17 protein-coding genes and 1 tRNA gene are annotated in these 17,541 nt (G+C 58.7%); 10 read left to right on the forward strand and 8 right to left on the reverse strand.

Annotated features, from left to right (window positions below; all coding sequences use genetic code 11):
• Positions 1-11: 11 nt before the first annotated feature.
• Together ACXMYO_RS07135 and ACXMYO_RS07140 are read right to left on the reverse strand one after the other, a co-directional pair.
• Positions 12-893 carry an NAD(+) kinase gene (locus ACXMYO_RS07135; protein ID WP_438767779.1) on the reverse strand — a complete coding sequence of 294 codons (882 nt, stop codon included), beginning with the start codon at positions 891-893 and terminating at the stop codon, positions 12-14.
• Between the two features lie 68 nt (positions 894-961).
• Positions 962-1,849, reverse strand: coding sequence for a carboxylate/amino acid/amine transporter (locus ACXMYO_RS07140; protein WP_438767781.1), 888 nt, complete (start codon positions 1,847-1,849; stop codon positions 962-964).
• Between ACXMYO_RS07140 and ACXMYO_RS07145 the strand changes: the two genes are divergently transcribed.
• The 4 genes from ACXMYO_RS07145 (at position 1,850) to ACXMYO_RS07160 (ending at position 5,230) form a co-directional block, all read left to right on the forward strand.
• Positions 1,850-2,332, forward strand: coding sequence for a DUF6314 family protein (locus ACXMYO_RS07145; RefSeq protein ID WP_457808247.1), 483 nt, complete (start codon positions 1,850-1,852; stop codon positions 2,330-2,332).
• 172 nt (positions 2,333-2,504) lie between these two features.
• Positions 2,505-3,254 carry a glutathione peroxidase gene (locus ACXMYO_RS07150; protein ID WP_438767785.1) on the forward strand — a complete coding sequence of 250 codons (750 nt, stop codon included), beginning with the start codon at positions 2,505-2,507 and terminating at the stop codon, positions 3,252-3,254.
• A 96-nt stretch (positions 3,255-3,350) separates the two neighbouring features.
• The gene (locus ACXMYO_RS07155; protein WP_457808248.1) at positions 3,351-4,811 is read left to right on the forward strand and encodes a dihydrolipoyl dehydrogenase; all 1,461 of its coding nucleotides are present in this window, start codon (positions 3,351-3,353) and stop codon (positions 4,809-4,811) included.
• Between the two features lie 146 nt (positions 4,812-4,957).
• Positions 4,958-5,230 (forward strand): hypothetical protein, encoded by a 273-nt coding sequence (locus ACXMYO_RS07160; protein WP_438767789.1) that lies wholly within the window; start codon positions 4,958-4,960, stop codon positions 5,228-5,230.
• Between the two features lie 242 nt (positions 5,231-5,472).
• On the opposite strand, the gene ACXMYO_RS07165 is transcribed toward ACXMYO_RS07160, so the two are convergent.
• Together ACXMYO_RS07165 and ACXMYO_RS07170 are read right to left on the reverse strand one after the other, a co-directional pair.
• Positions 5,473-5,548 (reverse strand) — tRNA-Gly (locus tag ACXMYO_RS07165).
• 267 nt (positions 5,549-5,815) lie between these two features.
• Positions 5,816-6,091: a hypothetical protein gene (locus ACXMYO_RS07170; RefSeq protein ID WP_147301490.1), complete on the reverse strand. Its 276-nt coding sequence runs from the start codon at positions 6,089-6,091 to the stop codon at positions 5,816-5,818.
• A gap of 336 nt (positions 6,092-6,427) precedes the next feature.
• On the opposite strand from ACXMYO_RS07170, the gene ACXMYO_RS07175 reads away from it, so the two are divergent.
• The 5 genes from ACXMYO_RS07175 (at position 6,428) to putP (ending at position 13,823) form a co-directional block, all read left to right on the forward strand.
• A complete protein-coding gene (locus tag ACXMYO_RS07175; RefSeq protein ID WP_438767793.1) occupies positions 6,428-7,480 on the forward strand; it encodes a CNNM domain-containing protein in 1,053 nt (350 codons plus the stop codon).
• A gap of 63 nt (positions 7,481-7,543) precedes the next feature.
• The gene (locus tag ACXMYO_RS07180; protein WP_438767795.1) at positions 7,544-7,912 is read left to right on the forward strand and encodes a hypothetical protein; all 369 of its coding nucleotides are present in this window, start codon (positions 7,544-7,546) and stop codon (positions 7,910-7,912) included.
• A 41-nt stretch (positions 7,913-7,953) separates the two neighbouring features.
• Positions 7,954-8,727: a helix-turn-helix domain-containing protein gene (locus ACXMYO_RS07185; RefSeq protein ID WP_457808249.1), complete on the forward strand. Its 774-nt coding sequence runs from the start codon at positions 7,954-7,956 to the stop codon at positions 8,725-8,727.
• Between the two features lie 269 nt (positions 8,728-8,996).
• Positions 8,997-12,188, forward strand: coding sequence for a bifunctional proline dehydrogenase/L-glutamate gamma-semialdehyde dehydrogenase PutA (gene putA / locus ACXMYO_RS07190; protein WP_457808250.1), 3,192 nt, complete (start codon positions 8,997-8,999; stop codon positions 12,186-12,188).
• Positions 12,189-12,332: 144 nt separating this feature from the next.
• Complete coding sequence (putP, locus tag ACXMYO_RS07195; RefSeq protein ID WP_457808251.1) at positions 12,333-13,823, forward strand: sodium/proline symporter PutP; 1,491 nt, start codon at positions 12,333-12,335, stop codon at positions 13,821-13,823.
• A gap of 129 nt (positions 13,824-13,952) precedes the next feature.
• On the opposite strand, the gene ACXMYO_RS07200 is transcribed toward putP, so the two are convergent.
• Positions 13,953-14,237, reverse strand: coding sequence for a hypothetical protein (locus ACXMYO_RS07200; protein WP_438767803.1), 285 nt, complete (start codon positions 14,235-14,237; stop codon positions 13,953-13,955).
• A gap of 274 nt (positions 14,238-14,511) precedes the next feature.
• Between ACXMYO_RS07200 and ACXMYO_RS07205 the strand changes: the two genes are divergently transcribed.
• Complete coding sequence (locus ACXMYO_RS07205; protein ID WP_438767805.1) at positions 14,512-14,994, forward strand: FKBP-type peptidyl-prolyl cis-trans isomerase; 483 nt, start codon at positions 14,512-14,514, stop codon at positions 14,992-14,994.
• A gap of 63 nt (positions 14,995-15,057) precedes the next feature.
• Here ACXMYO_RS07205 and ACXMYO_RS07210 read toward each other — a convergent pair whose 3' ends face one another.
• The 3 genes from ACXMYO_RS07210 to ACXMYO_RS07220 form a co-directional block, all read right to left on the reverse strand.
• Entirely contained in the window at positions 15,058-15,747 is a 690-nt protein-coding gene (locus tag ACXMYO_RS07210) for a hypothetical protein (protein ID WP_457808252.1), read from the reverse strand.
• A gap of 83 nt (positions 15,748-15,830) precedes the next feature.
• The gene (locus ACXMYO_RS07215) at positions 15,831-16,553 is read right to left on the reverse strand and encodes a hypothetical protein (protein ID WP_438767809.1); all 723 of its coding nucleotides are present in this window, start codon (positions 16,551-16,553) and stop codon (positions 15,831-15,833) included.
• Positions 16,554-16,819: 266 nt separating this feature from the next.
• The gene (locus tag ACXMYO_RS07220) at positions 16,820-17,401 is read right to left on the reverse strand and encodes an NlpC/P60 family protein (protein WP_457808253.1); all 582 of its coding nucleotides are present in this window, start codon (positions 17,399-17,401) and stop codon (positions 16,820-16,822) included.
• Between the last annotated feature and the right edge of the window lie 140 nt (positions 17,402-17,541).

Here is a 17,541-nt window from a genome sequence, read left to right on the forward strand (position 1 = left end):
TTGGGGCTGGCTCAACCAACAAGACCACTGCTCCAGCCCAGCTTGCTGCGACAGGCTTCGAAATAGCTGTACCCCGGCGGATGCAGGAGCTTGAGATATTCGGGTTTGCGACGAATGGAGATCAGATCGCCGGGCTGGACCACCACTTTCATCTGCCCGTCGCAGCTGACCTGAAGCTCGGCATCATGGCTGTCCACAACCTCCAGCAAAATATCGCTGGCGGCATCGACCACGATCGGCCGGCTTGACAGGGTATGAGGAAACATCGGCACCAGCACGATAGCTTCGAGCCGGGGATGCAGGATGGGACCGCCTCCGGAGAGCGCATAGGCCGTAGAACCGGTCGGCGTTGCCACAATCAGGCCATCAGAGCGCTGGCGATAGACAAACTGGCGATCGATATAGAGTTCAAACTCGATCATGCGCACAGCGGCCGCCGGATGGAGCACCACATCGTTGAGACTGCAGGCCGTGCCAATGACGCGGCCGTCGCGCTTGACCTCGGTGTCGAGTAGAAAACGCCTTTCCACCTCATACTGCCCGTTGAGCACTTCATCGATGCGATGCTCGACCTCATCGGGATTGATGTCGGTCAAAAAGCCCAGCCGGCCGCGATTGACGCCCAGAATCGGCGTATTGAAACGACACAGCATGCGCCCGGCCCCCAGAAGGCTGCCGTCACCGCCGACCACGATGGCCAGATCGCAGCGTCGGCCGATCTCTTCAAGCGTAATGGCCGAGCCCTGGCGAAGTGAACAGGTTCGGGCCGTTTCAACCTCGAAGTGCACCTCAAGGCCGCGCGATTCCAGAAACACCGTCAAACGCTCCAGTGTTTCAACGACCTTGTCACTATCCGGTCGCCCCACCAACCCTACCCGGTTGAACTGTGTCATGCCCTGTCCAGACTGTTTCATCGAGCCGGCATTATGCGTTCAGCGCCGCTGGAGGGTAAACCACGCCGTCAGGAAAATTCAGCCCTTCCGGCGGCAGACGAGATCGAACGCCGGCGCCACCATTCGCTGCCCACAAGGGCCAGCACCATCACGGCCCCGCCCAGCGCGATCCGGGAAAGGTCTGCCTCGCGATTCCAGATCACCAGGTTAACCAGTAGCCCTGCCGGAATCAGTAGATTGTTCATGACTGCAAGCGTTGCGGCGTCCACACGGCGAGCGCCCTGATTCCAGAAGAAATAGCCCGCGCCCGAGGCCACCATGCCAAGCCAGGCCAGTACCCCCCACTGCACCGGCGTGGTCGGTAGATTCGAGGCATCGCCCATCCACCACCAGGCCGGCAGGGCTACCAGCAGCGCGCCAATATAGAACCAGCCAAACACATTGATCACCGGCAACGTGCGCTCGGCACCGCGCATGAGATGTCGGTAGCCCACCTGGCCAATGGCAAAACACAAATTGGCGCCCTGCACCATGAGAAAGCCGGTCCAGAAGGCCTCGCCCACGCCCTGGTAGCGAATCAAGGCCGCTCCCAGCACGGCAACCAGTGCCATCGCCAGCTGAAAGAGATCCAGTCGTCGACTCAGGAGATTGTCCAGCAGCGCAATATAAATGGGCGTGAAAATGGTAAACAGCAAAATCTCGGGCACGCTGAGCAGTACAAACGACTGGTAGTAGCACACATACATCAGCCCCAGCTGGATGGCACCCACGCCCATCAGCCCCAGCGTGCGACGCCGGTCCAGAAGGCGTGGTCGAAGCCAGGGCAGAAATACCAGACAGGCGAGCGAGACACGCGTTAATACGGCAAAATAGCTGTCAACCTGACCGGCCAGATAGACGCCGATCAGACTGAATGAGAAGGACCACAAGAGTGTGACCCCGAGTAGATAGGCCATATGCTTCGTCAACCAGATAGATTTTCAAGGTTAACAACGATTATACGCCTGACCGAGTGCCTCAAGGCAACCCGTCGGCTCACCTTTACGGCCTCCCCCGGACCAAAATCCTCCAGCGACTGGTCGGGACAGGGCGTCGGCGAGGTCCGTGTCAGCGACGACTACCCCACGCTGCGCTTTCATGAGCAGGGGCACTTCACCCACACCAACGGACGCCGGCTGGCCTTTGGCAATGTCTATCGCTTTGACGTGGTGGAAGACCGCGTGGAGCTCTATCACGAACGACGTGGGCCGGAAGACGCCGTCTTTTTGTTTCCACTGGTCGTGGTGGCGGACAACCACCTGATGAGCCTGTCACCGCATCTATGCGTGAGAGACCTCTACAGCGGTGAACTGATCATGACAGACGACGGGTTCGATCTGACCTGGACCGTCGAAGGGCCGCGCAAGCAGGAACATATTCACTACCAGTATCGAACATGATCGATGGATAGAAGCGACACGCTATATTAGCCGGCCCTTTCCAATTATCCTTTTCTATTACGACCTTTGTCTTATTAAAATGTCGCAACCCGCTATAAATGCATAAACTGAAGAGTGTTTTCTGGCAGCGGTGCCTGTCACCGCAGTAGTTCAATAATACATGGAGCAAAGAATGGAATTGCAAAATCGTGAAGGCCAATACGTCCCGGAAGTCACGCTCAAGCAGCGCAAGGGTGGTGAACTGATTGACGTCCAGACCAAGGACATCTTCGCCAACCGTACCGTTGCCGTTTTCTCCCTTCCGGGTGCCTACACGCCAACCTGCTCCTCAACGCACCTGCCGCGCTACAACGAGCTGGCAGAGCAGCTGTTCGCCAGCGGTGTCGATGAAATCATCTGCCTGTCCGTCAACGACGCGTTCGTCATGGAAGCCTGGGGTGAGCATCAGGAAGCTGAACATCTGACCCTTCTGGCCGACGGTAACGGCGATTTCACCGAAGGCATGGGCATGCTGGTCGACAAGACCGACCTGGGCTTTGGCAAGCGCAGCTGGCGCTATTCCATGGTCGTTCGCGACGGCAAAATCGACAAGATGTTCATCGAGCCGGAAAAGCCGGGCGACCCCTTCGAGGTCTCCGACGCCGACACCATGCTCGATTATCTCAATCCCGAAGCAGATCGCCCCAGCTTTGCTACCATTATCACCAAGCCCGGCTGCCCACACTGTGCACGTGCCAAGCAGGCGCTGGCTGATAACCGCATTGCCTATGAAGACATCGCCATCGGCAACCGCGATATTACCAGCCGCTCGCTGCGTGCCATGACAGGACATGCGACCGTACCGCAGGTCTGGATCGATGGCCGTCATATCGGCGGTGCAGAAGATCTCAAGGCGCATCTCGAACAGGCCGTTGCTGCCTGATCGTTTTTTGCCCATCGGATCAAAACGGCCACCCACGGGTGGCCGTTTTCATGTGGGCACGCCAACACCGTACGCCCTTCGAGAATGGAGTCCCGAATGCAGGAACGACGTGTAGACGTTGCCATCATTGGCGCAGGAAGCGCCGGACTGGGCGCTTACAATGCGGCCCGTGCCCATACCGACAGCGTGATCATGATCGAGGGCGGCCCCTATGGCACAACCTGTGCCCGCGTGGGGTGCATGCCCAGCAAGCTGCTGATCGCAGCGGCCGAGACAGCACACCACGCCCGCGATGCCAGCGCCTTTGGTGTGCATATCGACGGCAACATCCGCATCGATGGGCGTGATGTCATGGCGCGCGTTCAGCGCGAGCGCGACCACTTTGTCGATGGCGTCCTCGAGTCCGTGGAGAGCATCGATGCCAAGCACCGCCTTCGCGGCCATGCCGTCTTCGAAAGTGCCGATACGCTTGTCGTTGACAACCATACTCGCGTGCACGCCGAGCGCATTGTCATTGCAACCGGTTCAAGCCCCGACTATCCGGATTTTCTCAAGGCCGCCGGCGAGCGCCTGGTAACCAACAACGACATCTTCTACTGGGATGATCTGCCCGAGTCGGTCGCCGTGTTTGGCCCGGGCGTGGTCGGTCTGGAGCTGGGCCAGGCGCTGTCGCGGCTGGGCGTTCGCGTGCGCATGTTCGGCGTTGGCGGCGCCGTCGGCCCGATCAGCGACCCTGATGTTCGCGATCATGCCGACCGCTACTTCAACAGCGAGTTCTATCTCGACCCGAAAGCCGAGACACGCAACGTGGCACTTGTCGATGACCGGGTTGAAGTCACCTTTGTCGAACGCGACAGTGACCGTGAGGTCACCGAGCGCTTCGATTACCTGCTGGCTGCCACGGGCCGACCGCCCAACCTCGAAGGACTCGATATCACTCGTGCCGGCCTGCGCATGGAAGACGACCTGCCGGTATTTGACCGTTACACCCTGCAGTGTCAGTACCAGGATGGCACGCCCGCCTCCATCTTTATCGCCGGAGACGCCAACGCCGAGCTGCCGCTGCTGCACGAGGCCTCCGACGAAGGACGTATCGCCGGTGACAACGCCGGGCGCTACCCGGACATTCGCGCCGGCCATCGCCGCTCGATGCTGACCGTGGTCTTCACCGATCCACAGATCGCCGCGGCCGGGCTGTCGTGGGCCGACATTGAACAGCGCGACAGCGACAGCTACGCCGTCGGGGAAGTCGACTTCAGCGGCCAGGGCCGTGCCCGCGTCATGCGCCAGAATCATGGGCTGCTGCGCGTTTACGGTGAGCAGGGCTCGGGGCTTTTTCTAGGCGCTGAAATGTTTGGCCCACAGGCAGAGCATCTCGCTCACCTGCTGGCATGGTGTCATCAGCAGCGCATGACGGTAGCACAGATGCTGGAGATGCCCTTCTATCACCCCTGCGTTGAAGAGGGGCTGCGCACTGCCCTGCGTGATCTCAACAAGGGCCTCAGGCTGGGCCCGGCCATGGCACGCTACTGTCTGGAATCCGGACCGGGCAGCTAAGCTCGCCTGCCGATTATCTGTCTGACCGCTCTACAGGTATTCAGCCATCTGCCCGGCGCAATCAATGCTACAGGTGTCATAATGCATGTCACCGCCGGGTCGCTGGACCCGGCACCCTCTGAAAGAAAGAGCCGATGGAGCGCTGCATGGCTGACTACATGATTACCTGCGATCTGAAACGCCCCGACCAGGCGTACGATCACCTGATCAGGGCGCTGTCGCTCTACCCCGACAGCCTGCACGTACTCGAGACCACCTGGCTTGTCAGAACACCGGCCACACCGGATCGAATCCTTGCCGAGCTTGAGCAGTATATTGATCGGGAAGATCAGATATTCATTGCCACGATTCAAACGCCGGCCGCCTGGTCCGACAGCCTGGGCGTGGATCGCGTGCTTCACTTTTTCAGCCAGTCCTGACACCACACAACGCAAATATCGATAATGCTCTGTGGGCCGAGGTTCAGGCAGTCGCGGCAATTCATGTCGGGTTGATGTTGATATCTGTTTTGTACACCGAACTGGCAGTGTACACCGGGGTATACACGACAATGTGTCCAGATCGAGACCGTCTGGATAGCATCAGGGGACAGACAACACGCGAACCCGGGGCCTTTGAGGGCGCCAGATAAATAACAGGAAAGGAAGCACGAAAGAGGAAATGGAGCGGGCAATGGGACTCGAACCCACGACATTCAGCTTGGGAAGCTGACGCTCTACCAACTGAGCTATACCCGCATGGCGCCCATCATAAGAGCCCCCATCAACAAACACAAGCAGCATGCCACAAAGTGCTGTTTTTGTAGCGAAAAGTCCTTGAAGCAAAAAAAATTTAAATTTCGGGGATCAAACCGGAAACACGGTGGTCATAGTAAGCAAGACGTTCTTCTTCAGTCGCTGAGGAATGCGTTTTGACTAACTGTTCCTTGCATGGCCGCCACCTCGTTGTGGCGGTTTTTTTATGTCCGATCATCCGGCGCCACCCCCGCTGCGACCGCAGTCTCTCTAGCCGGCCATGACCACATTCAGGCCATGCTCGGTAATACGTCCGCAGCACTGCTCGAAACAGGGTTTTCGAAACAGACGTTGCATCAGATGGCGGGACGCGTGCTCTTCCCAGACTGCATCGATCAACCCCTTTTGAGTGAGATAGCGTACGGCACGGGCAAACTCTGCATCCGTGACGCCAAATTCCATTGCCTTGACATATACACGTTGGTATCGGCCTGTATTGAGCAGGCGAGTCAGGATGGCCAGCTCGAGTGAGTCCAGGGATTGCATGCCGAACGCGTAAGCCTTTTACCATTACATGGGTTAATCGTTTGCTATCGTCGCGGATTATACCCATCAGCTTTAGAGGCTAAAGTATTAAAAGAGGCAGATTTCGTGATCATTTTATTTAATTTCGAAAGACCTGTATTAAACTTACTTAAGTAATGTCGCAAAATGGCGACATCTTGCAGACAATGTCGGTCTTATCGCCGCGAAATCGCTCCCATAGCCCTGCCTGAATTATTACATCTTTTTACATTTTTCCTGCCGGGTTAATCGTTTTTTAATTCACTCGCCTGCTGAAAGTGTCATTAATGGCTGCCTTGCCATCACGTTTGAGCCTCCATGGTCCTTCTGATCGTCTTCGCCGTTGCCGCCATTGCCATCTCTTTTATCTGTTCGGTACTCGAGGCTGCACTGCTGTCGCTGACCCCCAGCCACATCGCACGCCTGAAGGAAGCTCGCCCGGCGCTGCATCACTCCCTGAGCCAGCTCAAGGACAATGTCGACCGGCCGCTGGCAGCCATTCTCACGCTCAACACCATTGCTCATACGGCCGGCGCGACGGGCGTGGGTGCTCAGGTTTCCGCCGTGTTCGGCGAGACATGGATCGGTGTGGCCTCGGCGGTCATGACACTACTGATCCTTGTGCTGTCAGAAATTCTGCCCAAGACCATCGGCGCCCGTTACTGGCGCCAGCTGGCGCCGATCCTGGCGCCGACGCTCAGGATCATGATCCGGGTACTGCTGCCCTTTATATGGCTGTCGGAACAGATCACCCGCCGCATTGGCGGCGGCGCAGAAGATGACGTCGATGTTCGCGAAGAGATCAAGGCACTGGCGCGGCTGGGTCAGGAGCGCGGCGTGGTGGATACCGACGAAAGCCGAACCATCGTCAACATCCTCAATCTGCACAATATCCGTGTCCATGAGGTCATGACCCCGCGTACGGTGTGCAAGACCGTGGCGCCCGAAATGACCGTGGCCGAGTTTGACGCCGCTCATGGCGAGTTGCCCTTCACACGCTACCCCGTCATGACGCCGCCGGAGCAGACCGTCGGCTATGTGCACAAGATGGACGCCTATCACGCCGCCGATGACGCCACTCTCGAGGCGATCATGCATCCCATCCAATCGGTGGATGGCAGGGACAGCGTCGAGCAGGTTTTCATTCGCATGCTCAACGATCACCATCATATGTGCGTGGTGTATGACGACCACGGCAACTGGGTGGGCGTGCTGACGATGGAAGATATTCTTGAGACCATTCTGGGTCAGGACATCGTGGATGAAACCGACGATGTCTCCAACCTTCGACACCACGCCCGGCAGATGTGGCTCAAGCGCGTTCGTCGCAGTCGCGAAGCGGCCGCCGACGACATGCTGCCCAGACGCTGAGACTCTCGGTGCCGGATCGGAACATGCTAGAATAACGCTCCGACCCGGCAAGCGATGACCCCCATGGCTATCTTTGCGCTGACCTTTGTTGTCTGTCTGCTGATCTGCGGTTTTATGGTCACGGCGCTGATTTTGTCGCGAACGCCGCGCTATCGCACCAGCGCCGACGACCTGCTGGCCCTGCTTGACGAGGCGCTGGAAAATCGCGTCTCGGAGGCCCGCTGGCACACCATCATCGGTTACCCGATCCGACATGATCCCTATCTGGAAAACGTACGCCGGCGCTGTCAGGTCATCATGGATGAATATGGCCAGCCCTGGCGGCTCCAGCAGGGAGGCAATCTGTTTTCAAGTGCCGGGATCGAGGAAATCCGCGCACTGCGCCAGCACCTGACGGCGCGACTGTCGCTTGGTGACCGGCGTGCCTTTTGATGCAAGCCGATGAGTCCTTTTCGTTTGATGATTGAACTGCCATGACCATCGCGCTGACCAGTACCAACGTCATCCGCCGAGCGCCGCTGGAAGAAATCTCCCAGGCGCATTCGCACCCCTTTCACCAGATCGTGATCGGCCTTGCAGGCGAGGCCGAGATCATTATCGACGGACAGGCACTGCACATAGCGCCCTTTCACGGCTGCACCATTCCGGGTGATCGGGAGCACTGCTACCGCGGCATCGGGGACAACTCCCAGCTGCTGCTGGATCTCTTTGACGATGCACCGGGCCTGTCAGGCGCCTACCGCCATCACTTTCAGCTGTTTTCTCACCCGCTGCACTTTGAACTCGACAGTGCCGCACGTGCCTATCTCACCTTTATGGTCGAGGAGATCACCCATCAGCCGGACGTCGATCGCGATCTGTTGATCACGACCCTGCTGTCGATTCTCTCCCATCGCCTGCTCGACCGGCAGGCCACCCCGCAGTCGCGGCTCGATCTGAGCATGCTGGATCACTACATCGATCGCCATCTGGCCCGGGCCATCCGCGTTGAGGATCTGGCCGGTCTGGTTCATCTGTCCAGTGCCCACTTTACCGAGCTCTTTCGCATACGAACGGGGCTGCCGCCCTATCAGTACATCCTGCGCAAGCGTCTCAATGCGGCACGCAAACTGCTGCTGGAATCCCGCCTGCCTCTGATTGATATCGCCGAACGCTCGGGCTTTGCCAATCAAAGTGCATTGTCACACGCTTTTAGACGCCATTTCGGCCACTCCCCCAGGGCACTGCGCCAGACCCGCGCAGACTGAGCATCACCGGCATTGGTCCGGCTGCCCGCCCTCCCCTAAGACCAAAGACGTATTGCCGAAACTCCCGCTTTTTTGCGCGACCAAACTGCCCGTCAAACTCCCGCCAATCTGACAACCCTTCCCGGCAAATCGACAAGACGACGCTGCGCGTCACAGCCTAAAGTCAAAAAAGCCACTATCCCTTTTTTGTCACCGCCAGCCATCGACGCCTCATTTGTCCACGCGGTTTGATCCTGCGCTGGCCGTCCTTTGCGGCAAGGAACTTCACTATGCTCAACAGCCAACAGATACTGGATGCCGGCACCTGGCAACAGGCCCCTGACACCCTTTTTGACCGCATCAGCGATCACTATATCGTCGACGAAAACGATCTGATGCGAGAATTCATCGAGCTTTTACAGACCGATGAGGGGGATTTCAGGCGGATTGCTGACACCACCGCAGCGCTGGTGCGTGAAGTGCGCGCCATGGACACCGCAGTGGACTCCATCGATGAGCTTTTGCAGCAGTACAGTCTGGGCACGCAGGAAGGCCTGATGCTGATGTGTCTGGCAGAAGCGCTGCTGCGCGTGCCCGACAGCGCCACGACCGATGCCCTGATCGAGGACCGCCTCAGTGTCGGGGAGTGGGAGAAATACGCCGGCCAGAGTGAATCCTGGTTCGTCAACGCCTCGACCTGGGGGCTTTTGACCACCGGGCGCGTGATCAAGCTGGATCAGCCGCAGGACGGCCGTCCGGCAGGCTTTATCAATCGCATGGTCAATCGCATGGGGGAGCCGGTCATTCGTCAGGCGATGCGCCAGGCGATGAAGGTCATGGGTCGCCAGTTCGTGCTGGGCCGCGATATCGATGAGGCGCTCAAGCGCTCAAGGCCCTTGTTCGACAAGGGCTACACCTATTCCTACGACATGCTGGGCGAGGCGGCGCTGACCCGAAAGGATGCCGAGCGTTATTTTGACGACTACACCAGCGCCATTCGCGCCGTAGGTAAAACCAGCCAGAAGCTGGCCTCGACCACGCCGGCCCCCTCGATTTCCATCAAGCTCTCGGCGCTGCACCCGCGCTATGAGTCCGGGCGGCGCGAGCAGGTTCTCGAAGAGCTGGTCGTCACCGTCAAACAGCTCGTTGAGCTGGCACGCGGTCTGGATGTGGCGCTGACCATCGATGCCGAAGAAGTCGACCGGCTCGAGCTGTCACTCGAGGTCTTCAAGGCGGTGTACAACGCCGATGTCTGTCAGGGCTGGGGCAGATTCGGCCTGGTCATTCAGGCCTACTCCAAGCGTGCCCTGCCGGCGCTTCAGTGGCTGACGCGCATCGCCGATGAACAAAACGATGAAATTCCGGTACGTCTGGTCAAGGGCGCCTACTGGGACAGCGAGATCAAGGAGTCGCAGCAGCTGGGCGTTGACGGCTACCCGGTGTTCACCCGCAAGGCCTGCACGGATGTCTCCTATCTGGCCTGCGCGACCTATCTGCTCTCCGACAACACGCGTGGTCGCCTCTTCCCTCAGTTTGCCACCCACAACGCCCATACCATCGCGACCATTATCGACCTGGCCCATCAGGGCGATCGCGCGTTCGAATTCCAGCGTCTGCACGGCATGGGCGAGGCCCTTTACGAAGCCGCCCTCAAGCAGGCCCCGAAGGGCACCTGGTGTCGCATCTATGCCCCGGTGGGCGCCCACAAGGATCTGCTGCCCTACCTGGTACGTCGCCTGCTGGAAAACGGTGCCAACTCCTCGTTTGTCCATCAGCTGGTCGACCCGCGTGTCGCAGTGGAATCGCTTTGCGTTCACCCGGTCGAGAACCTGATCGGCGTGGGCCAGTATTTTAATTCCAATATCCCCATGCCGGCCGACATCTATCCCGACGGTCGACGCAACTCGCGGGGTATCAACCTGAACGTCAACAGCCAGTTCAAGCCGCTGATCGACGAGATGACGCCCTTTTTCGAGCGTGATTACCGTGCCGGGCCGCTGGTCGGGTTCGATCTGGACCGCAATGACGGTGAGCTTCGCGACGTCGTCTGCCCCTGGGATCATCAGCGCACCGTCGGGAAGGTGCGCTGGACCAGCGCTGATGAGACCTCACGTGCCATCGATGTGGCCTGGAAGGCCTTCCCCGACTGGAACGACACGCCGGTCGAGCAGCGCGCCACCATTCTGGAACGTTTTGCCGATCTGATGGAAAAGCATACGCCCGAACTGATGGCCCTGTGCTGCATGGAAGGCGGCAAGCTGCTGCCCGACGGCGTGGCCGAAGTGCGCGAAGCGGTGGATTTCTGTCGCTACTACGCCGCCCGCGCCCGGGACATTTTTGAGGCGCCTACAGTGCTGCCCGGGCCGACCGGCGAGTCCAACGAGCTCATCATGCAGGGCAAGGGCGTTTTTGCCACCATCAGCCCGTGGAACTTCCCGATCGCCATCTTCTGTGGCCAGACCGTGGCAGCGGCCGTGACCGGCAACACCGTGCTGGCCAAGCCGGCAGAGCAGACCTCGCTGGTCGCGCATCGCGTTGTCGAACTGCTGCATGAGGCCGGCATGCCGCGCGGGGTGGTACAGCTGCTGCCAGGCGATGGCGCCACGGTCGGCGCCGTGCTCTCGAGCGATCGTCGTATCACCGGGGTGGCCTTCACAGGCTCCACCCAGACGGCGCAGCTGATCAACCGCTCGCTGGCCGCACGCGACAACGCGCCGCTGCCAACGCTGGTGGCCGAAACCGGCGGGCTCAACGCCATGATCGTGGACTCCACTGCCCTGCCCGAGCAGGTGGTCAAGGATGTGGTGGCCTCGAGCTATCAGAGTGCCGGCCAGCGCTGTTCGGCGCTGCGCGTGCTCTACGTTCAGGAAGATATCGCCGAGCGCGTCATCGACACCCTCAAGGGGGCGATGGCCGAGCTCAATATCGGTGACCCGACAAAGCTGGCCACCGATGTCGGCCCGGTCATTGATGATGAGGCTCGACAGGGACTCCAGGCCCATATTGATCGGCTCAAGGGTGAAGGCCGCCTGATCGCCGAGACCGCGATTGATCCGGCCATTGCCGCCAACGGCACCTTCATTGCCCCGACGGCGTTTAAAATCGATGGCATCGATGCGCTGGAGACCGAGCAATTTGGCCCCATTTTGCACGTCGCGACCTTCAGGGCGGCCGACATCGATGCGGTGATCGACACCATCAACGAGCGCGGCTACGGTCTGACCTTTGGCGTACACAGCCGCAACGAGACCTTCGCCAATCGCGTGGCCCGTCGCATCCGGGTCGGCAATGTCTACGTCAATCGTAATATCATAGGGGCCGTGGTGGGCGTTCAACCCTTTGGCGGGCAAGGATTTTCAGGCACCGGGCCCAAGGCCGGCGGGCCTCACTATCTGCTGCGCTTTGTCAACGAGAAAACGCGCACCATCAATACGGCCGCACTGGGGGGCAATGCGTCCCTGCTGGCCATGGGAGACGATTGATCCACACATCATGATGACAACGAGCGATGGGAGGCCATTTGTGGTTGAAAACAACGTCAAAAAGGGTTTCCCATTCGCTCGCGCCCTGCTCATGACACCTGCAGGAAACCTTCCGGCCCAATAATCAGAACACAGGAGAAATTTATGGCTATCGGTGTCTGGATCAGCCTTTTTGCTTATTTCGCGCTCATGGTCGGTATCGGCCTGTATGCCATGCGCACTGCGACCTCGACCTCCGAGGACTATATGCTGGGCGGTCGCACGCTCAGCCCGAAAGTGGCGGCGCTGTCGGCGGGTGCCTCGGACATGAGCGGCTGGCTGCTGCTGGGCCTGCCCGGGGCGATGTTTGCCTCCGGTCTGGGGTCGGCGTGGATCGGCGTTGGATTGCTGCTGGGGGCCTTTTTCAACTGGCTTCTGGTCGCACCGCGTCTTCGTGAACAAACGGTCCACTACGGCAACGCCATTACCATTCCCGCCTTTCTGGCCAATCGCTTTCCGACCCGCGCCATGTCGCTAAGGGTGGTCTCTGCCATCGTCATCGTGGTCTTTTTTGCCATCTACACGGCGTCCGGGCTGGTGGCCGGCGGCAAGCTGTTCCAGAGCGCCTTTTCGGGGATGGTCAGCATCGGCGGGGCGAGCGATTACGCCTCGGGTGTGATCATTACGCTGGGCGTGGTACTGGTCTACACCGTGGTCGGTGGCTTTCTGGCGGTGAGCCTGACGGACTTCGTGCAGGGCTGCATCATGATGCTGGCACTGGTGATCATGCCGGCCGTGGTGCTCTTCGGCGAAGGCGGTGGCGGTTTTGCCCAGGCCTCGCAGACGCTCAATGAGGTCGATCCCACCCTGCTGTCCTGGACGGACGGACTGACGTTTATCGGGTGGCTTTCCGCGATCACCTGGGGGCTTGGCTATTTTGGGCAGCCGCACATCATCGTGCGTTTCATGGCCATACGCTCGCTCAAGGATGTGCCCACGGCGCGCAACATCGGCATGAGCTGGATGCTGATCTCCATGATCGGGGCCGTCTCGCTGGGTCTGTTCGGGCGCGCCTACGCGGTTCGCAACGGCATGGACATTCAGGACCCGGAAACGATCTTTATTATTCTGGCCAACCTTTTGTTCCATCCGCTGATCACGGGCTTTCTTTATGCGGCCCTGCTGGCGGCGGTCATGAGCACCATTTCCAGCCAGCTGCTGGTGGCCTCCTCGTCGCTGACAGAAGACTTCTATCGCCTGTTTTTGCGCAAGCAGGCAACGGAGAAGGAAGTCGTCACGGTCGGTCGCGTCAGTGTTCTGCTGGTAGGCGTGGTAGCCGCGATCATCGCCTCTGATCCGAACTCTCAGGTGCTGGGACTGGTGAGCAACGCCTGGGCAGGCTTTGGTGCCGCCTTCGGTCCGGTGATTCTGCTGTCATTGATGTGGTCGCGCACCAACGGTACCGGCGCCATTGCAGGCATGGTCGTGGGTGCGGTCACCGTCATGATCTGGATTGCACTGGGCTGGAACGCAGCGTTTCTGGGCGGCGACGGGATCTATGAAATCATCCCCGGCTTTATCGCCTCGTTTATTGCCATTGTTCTGGTCAGCCGGGCCACCAGCGATGCGGGCGAGTACCAGCATATCTCTCGCTGAGCGCTTTTATGGCGATGCTGGAATTGGCGTATTGAACGTCAAAAAGGGCTCCCGAGGGAGCCCTTTTTGATGGCATTCATTTGAAAGCGCCTCATCGATCCGAGCGATCGCTTGAAGGCTCAAACGCTTTCAGTGCACCTTGCTCAGCGCAAAGCGAATCACCGCTCGTACGATCAAGGCGATCAGTGCGATCATTGCCACGGTCAGCAGCATGGAGGCCGGGTTGGTCATCAGCGTGGCAAACAGCACACCTGCCACGACACACCAGGTAATACGATTGGCCTGCTCATCATCAATCAGCAGAATGTCGGGCACCCACCGCTTGACCAGTTTACCAAAGCCGCTTTCCCAGCTCTTCCAGGCCAGCGCCGCGGCAATGGCAAAGATAACAATCCAGATGACAGCAATGGTCATAAGCTCTCCTGCGCGAGTATTTGAAGGTCTATAATTCAGTTGTGCACCGGGGCACGATATCTGCCTTGCCGGGCCGTCATGATGCCGCCATGCCTGCAAGCCGACACCATGCTGGCATGATATCGTAAAAAAAGCGCGATTGATGGCCTGCCCGGGGTTGAAAAATATATGGCCGTCGCCATCTCATGTGTCAGCACGTCGGCACGCATTAATGAAGACGATGCCCCGACAGTTCAAGAGCAACCAACACGTACCGACGCAAAGGACCCTTATCATGCAGATCGAAGAGAACAAGGTCGTATCGTTTCACTACACTCTGAAAAACGATTCCGGTGAAGTACTCGACAGCTCTGAAGGTCGTGATCCGCTTTCCTATCTGCACGGTTCCGGCAACATCATTCCCGGTCTGGAGAAGGAACTGTCGGGCAAGACGACAGGTGACAGCCTTCAGGCGCGCGTTGAACCCGGCGAAGGCTATGGCGAAGTCCAGCCCTCTCTGGTGCAGGAAGTACCGCGCGATGCCTTCCAGGGCGTAGAAGACATTCAGCCCGGCATGCAGTTTCAGGCGCAGACCGAAGGCGGCCCGCTGCTGGTCACCGTCACCAAGCTCGAAGGTGATACGGTTACCGTTGACGGCAACCATCCGCTGGCCGGCGAGACCCTGAACTTTGACGTCAGCGTCGAATCCGTACGTGAAGCCAGTGCCGAAGAACTCGAGCACGGCCATGTACACGGCGAAGGCGGTCACGAGCACTGACCACCAATGATCAATGTTTAAAAAGGCAGCCAACGGGCTGCCTTTTTTATGTCCGCCTTGTCGTTATGCCCGTGGTTGCGATGTTGATACTTCGACAGGCGCTTCCCGGTCAACCGGCATCGGTGAAGCGGGTGGTTCCGTCGATATTTTCAGTCGCCGGTAGTTGGACACCAGCCTCCAGACCAGCACCAGACAACACAAGCCTGCAAATGCGAATCCGCTCCAGAAAAAGCTCTGTGGCCGGTAGCAGGCCGCTATCAAAAGCAGCGTGCGCCCTGCACTCCCCGTAATCACGTCGATCACCCGCTCAAGATGTCCTTCTCTGGCAACAATGCCTTGCGCCTTTTGAAGCAGCACTACCAGCCGTCTTTCCAGATCAAACACCAGCACGACCACGACCAGAGCCAGTGCGGGCCATAAAAGCCGCTCGGGTGAGGACAGTGACAATCCAGCCATGACCGACAGGATCAGAATGACTTCCATGAACGGGCGAAGGTAGCGCTGTCTTGCGTCAGAATGGCCCAGCGCTTTCGATACACAGCCTGAAAGCACGCTCATCAGGCGATACGACATCACACAAAGCGCCGCCGCAAGAAGCTGATGGGTATACAGCAGAGGAATTGTGACCAGGACCAGCGCAATAGCCACAAGGGCAAGCCCTGCCGGTAAGATGCGCAAGGCCACAAGCTGATGCGCCAGCCATGTTGCGAGATAACAACAAACGTGACGCAGGCGAAAGGTGAAAAAAGACATCCCCGGCCCCGAAGGCAAAAGAGGCGTCATTGTAGTGCTGGGGTGTACCGGCGTCGATGCCGATCAACATTGATGGTGCCGGATCAGGAGTGACCGCATTTCAATATGGCCAGATAGCGATCATCGCGGCTCATGCCACCTGCAACATGCAGCGTTCTGGCAATTCTGGGATCGAGCTGCTGCCCACCGCAGCAGGTATTACCCGGACGCCCATCCACCCCGACCAGATCAATGTCGCCCAGAGCAACGCCCTTGTGGGCATCATTGATCACCTGATCGATGACCATTTCATTGTCGTGGGCCAGATGACCATGTGTGATGTACACGACATGCCCGCCGTTGCGGCACAGGCTGATGGCGCGAAGCAGCAGTGATACCAGCCGTTCAGAACGCTGTCGGGCCGACAGGTGTCGTCCGATCAGGGCAGGGATATCGAGCAACACGCGATCGAAGGACCCCATCTCTTCCGGAGACAGGCGATCATCATCCAGACGCGCCATGGTCACATTGTCAGGCGTTTGCCGAAGGGCTGCGCTTTCAAGTGACAGCGCGCCCATGATATTGGCCACCAGTTCACCACGCTCATCCAGTGCGTTGGCAATCAGATGCATGCGCCGCTGCCCGGAGCCGTACATGTCCAGCACCCGATGATGAGGCGCCATGTCCAGCAGCGTCAGGTCATGATCACACGACAGCTCGTCAAGTGATTGAGACGCGCATCCATCATCATCAGACGCTGCCGACAAGAACGGAAAGGAAATCGCTTCAGTGCCGCACACCGAAAAGCTTGAACATTGGGTATCCATACCTGATAAATCCTGAAGTCCGTTGTCGGGCCGGCATCCGTGCCAGCCGTTTGCGCCTGTAATCGTACAACATTTTTTCATGTCTTGTACAAGAAAAGGCAGCTCGGAAATATCGAGGCAGCGACGTGTACCGGTGGATCAGGCGAAGTCGATTAAACGGCGGGGGGTTAAAAGCAGGCGTATCGAAGTGAGGCATACCGTGTCGTTGCCAAAAGGCAAAAGCAGAACGGGCCGATACCCTTTCGTATCGGCCCGCTTGAAAATCTTCAGGGCGTGCGCATGGCAAGCGCATTGGCATCCAGCGCTCGGCGGGACTGCCAGTAATGTCGGCTCCAGTAGGGATTATCCAGCCGGGAGATCTTCACGCCCCTTGAGCTTGAGGCGTGCATGAAGCGACCATCACCCACATAGATACCAACGTGGCGATCGCCGCGCCAGGGCCTGAAAAAGACCAGATCACCGGCCTTGAGCGCCGTTTTTTCGATGCGGCGACCGGTCAGCACCTGACCGGCCGTGGTCCGCGGCAGATCAAAGTTGAAGCTGTCCCGGAAAACCTGTTGCACCAGCGCTGAACAGTCGATGCCATTGCTGCTTTCGCCGCCGAATCGATAAGGCGTGCCCTGCCAGGTATCAAACTCGGCCATGAGCGCGGCTTCGATATCGACCGGATAAGCGTCCTCGGGAGAGATATAGTCATAGTGTGATGTCTGTCGGACATTTTTTCCGGCTTTCGCTTTCGACGTTTTCACCGTCGAAAGCGAAAGCATGGCCATATCCCTGGCGCCATCCTGTGAACCGGGCTGAGAGGCGGCACATCCTCCCAGCGCAAGACAAACCAGACTACCCATGATTATTCGCCGCATGAATACGGCCCTTTTTGTTGATTGAGCACTGGAAGCATCCTGAAAGCATCGTGTAACAGATAGGGAAAGGCGTCAAAAACAACGCCTTCAGGATGTTAAGGAATTTGATCAGGTGTGGCGAGTAT

The sequence above is a fragment of the Kushneria sp. EE4 genome, assembly GCF_977968315.1.

Coding starts and splice junctions, on each gene's coding strand:
- ACXMYO_RS07135 (WP_438767779.1), bottom strand. CDS start 893: ATGACACAGTTCAACCGGGTAGGGTTGGTGGGGCGACCGGATAGTGAC.
- ACXMYO_RS07140 (WP_438767781.1), bottom strand. CDS start 1,849: ATGGCCTATCTACTCGGGGTCACACTCTTGTGGTCCTTCTCATTCAGT.
- ACXMYO_RS07145 (WP_457808247.1), top strand. CDS start 1,850: ATGCTTCGTCAACCAGATAGATTTTCAAGGTTAACAACGATTATACGC.
- ACXMYO_RS07150 (WP_438767785.1), top strand. CDS start 2,505: ATGGAATTGCAAAATCGTGAAGGCCAATACGTCCCGGAAGTCACGCTC.
- ACXMYO_RS07155 (WP_457808248.1), top strand. CDS start 3,351: ATGCAGGAACGACGTGTAGACGTTGCCATCATTGGCGCAGGAAGCGCC.
- ACXMYO_RS07160 (WP_438767789.1), top strand. CDS start 4,958: ATGGCTGACTACATGATTACCTGCGATCTGAAACGCCCCGACCAGGCG.
- ACXMYO_RS07170 (WP_147301490.1), bottom strand. CDS start 6,091: ATGCAATCCCTGGACTCACTCGAGCTGGCCATCCTGACTCGCCTGCTC.
- ACXMYO_RS07175 (WP_438767793.1), top strand. CDS start 6,428: ATGGTCCTTCTGATCGTCTTCGCCGTTGCCGCCATTGCCATCTCTTTT.
- ACXMYO_RS07180 (WP_438767795.1), top strand. CDS start 7,544: ATGGCTATCTTTGCGCTGACCTTTGTTGTCTGTCTGCTGATCTGCGGT.
- ACXMYO_RS07185 (WP_457808249.1), top strand. CDS start 7,954: ATGACCATCGCGCTGACCAGTACCAACGTCATCCGCCGAGCGCCGCTG.
- putA (WP_457808250.1), top strand. CDS start 8,997: ATGCTCAACAGCCAACAGATACTGGATGCCGGCACCTGGCAACAGGCC.
- putP (WP_457808251.1), top strand. CDS start 12,333: ATGGCTATCGGTGTCTGGATCAGCCTTTTTGCTTATTTCGCGCTCATG.
- ACXMYO_RS07200 (WP_438767803.1), bottom strand. CDS start 14,237: ATGACCATTGCTGTCATCTGGATTGTTATCTTTGCCATTGCCGCGGCG.
- ACXMYO_RS07205 (WP_438767805.1), top strand. CDS start 14,512: ATGCAGATCGAAGAGAACAAGGTCGTATCGTTTCACTACACTCTGAAA.
- ACXMYO_RS07210 (WP_457808252.1), bottom strand. CDS start 15,747: ATGTCTTTTTTCACCTTTCGCCTGCGTCACGTTTGTTGTTATCTCGCA.
- ACXMYO_RS07215 (WP_438767809.1), bottom strand. CDS start 16,553: ATGGATACCCAATGTTCAAGCTTTTCGGTGTGCGGCACTGAAGCGATT.
- ACXMYO_RS07220 (WP_457808253.1), bottom strand. CDS start 17,401: ATGGGTAGTCTGGTTTGTCTTGCGCTGGGAGGATGTGCCGCCTCTCAG.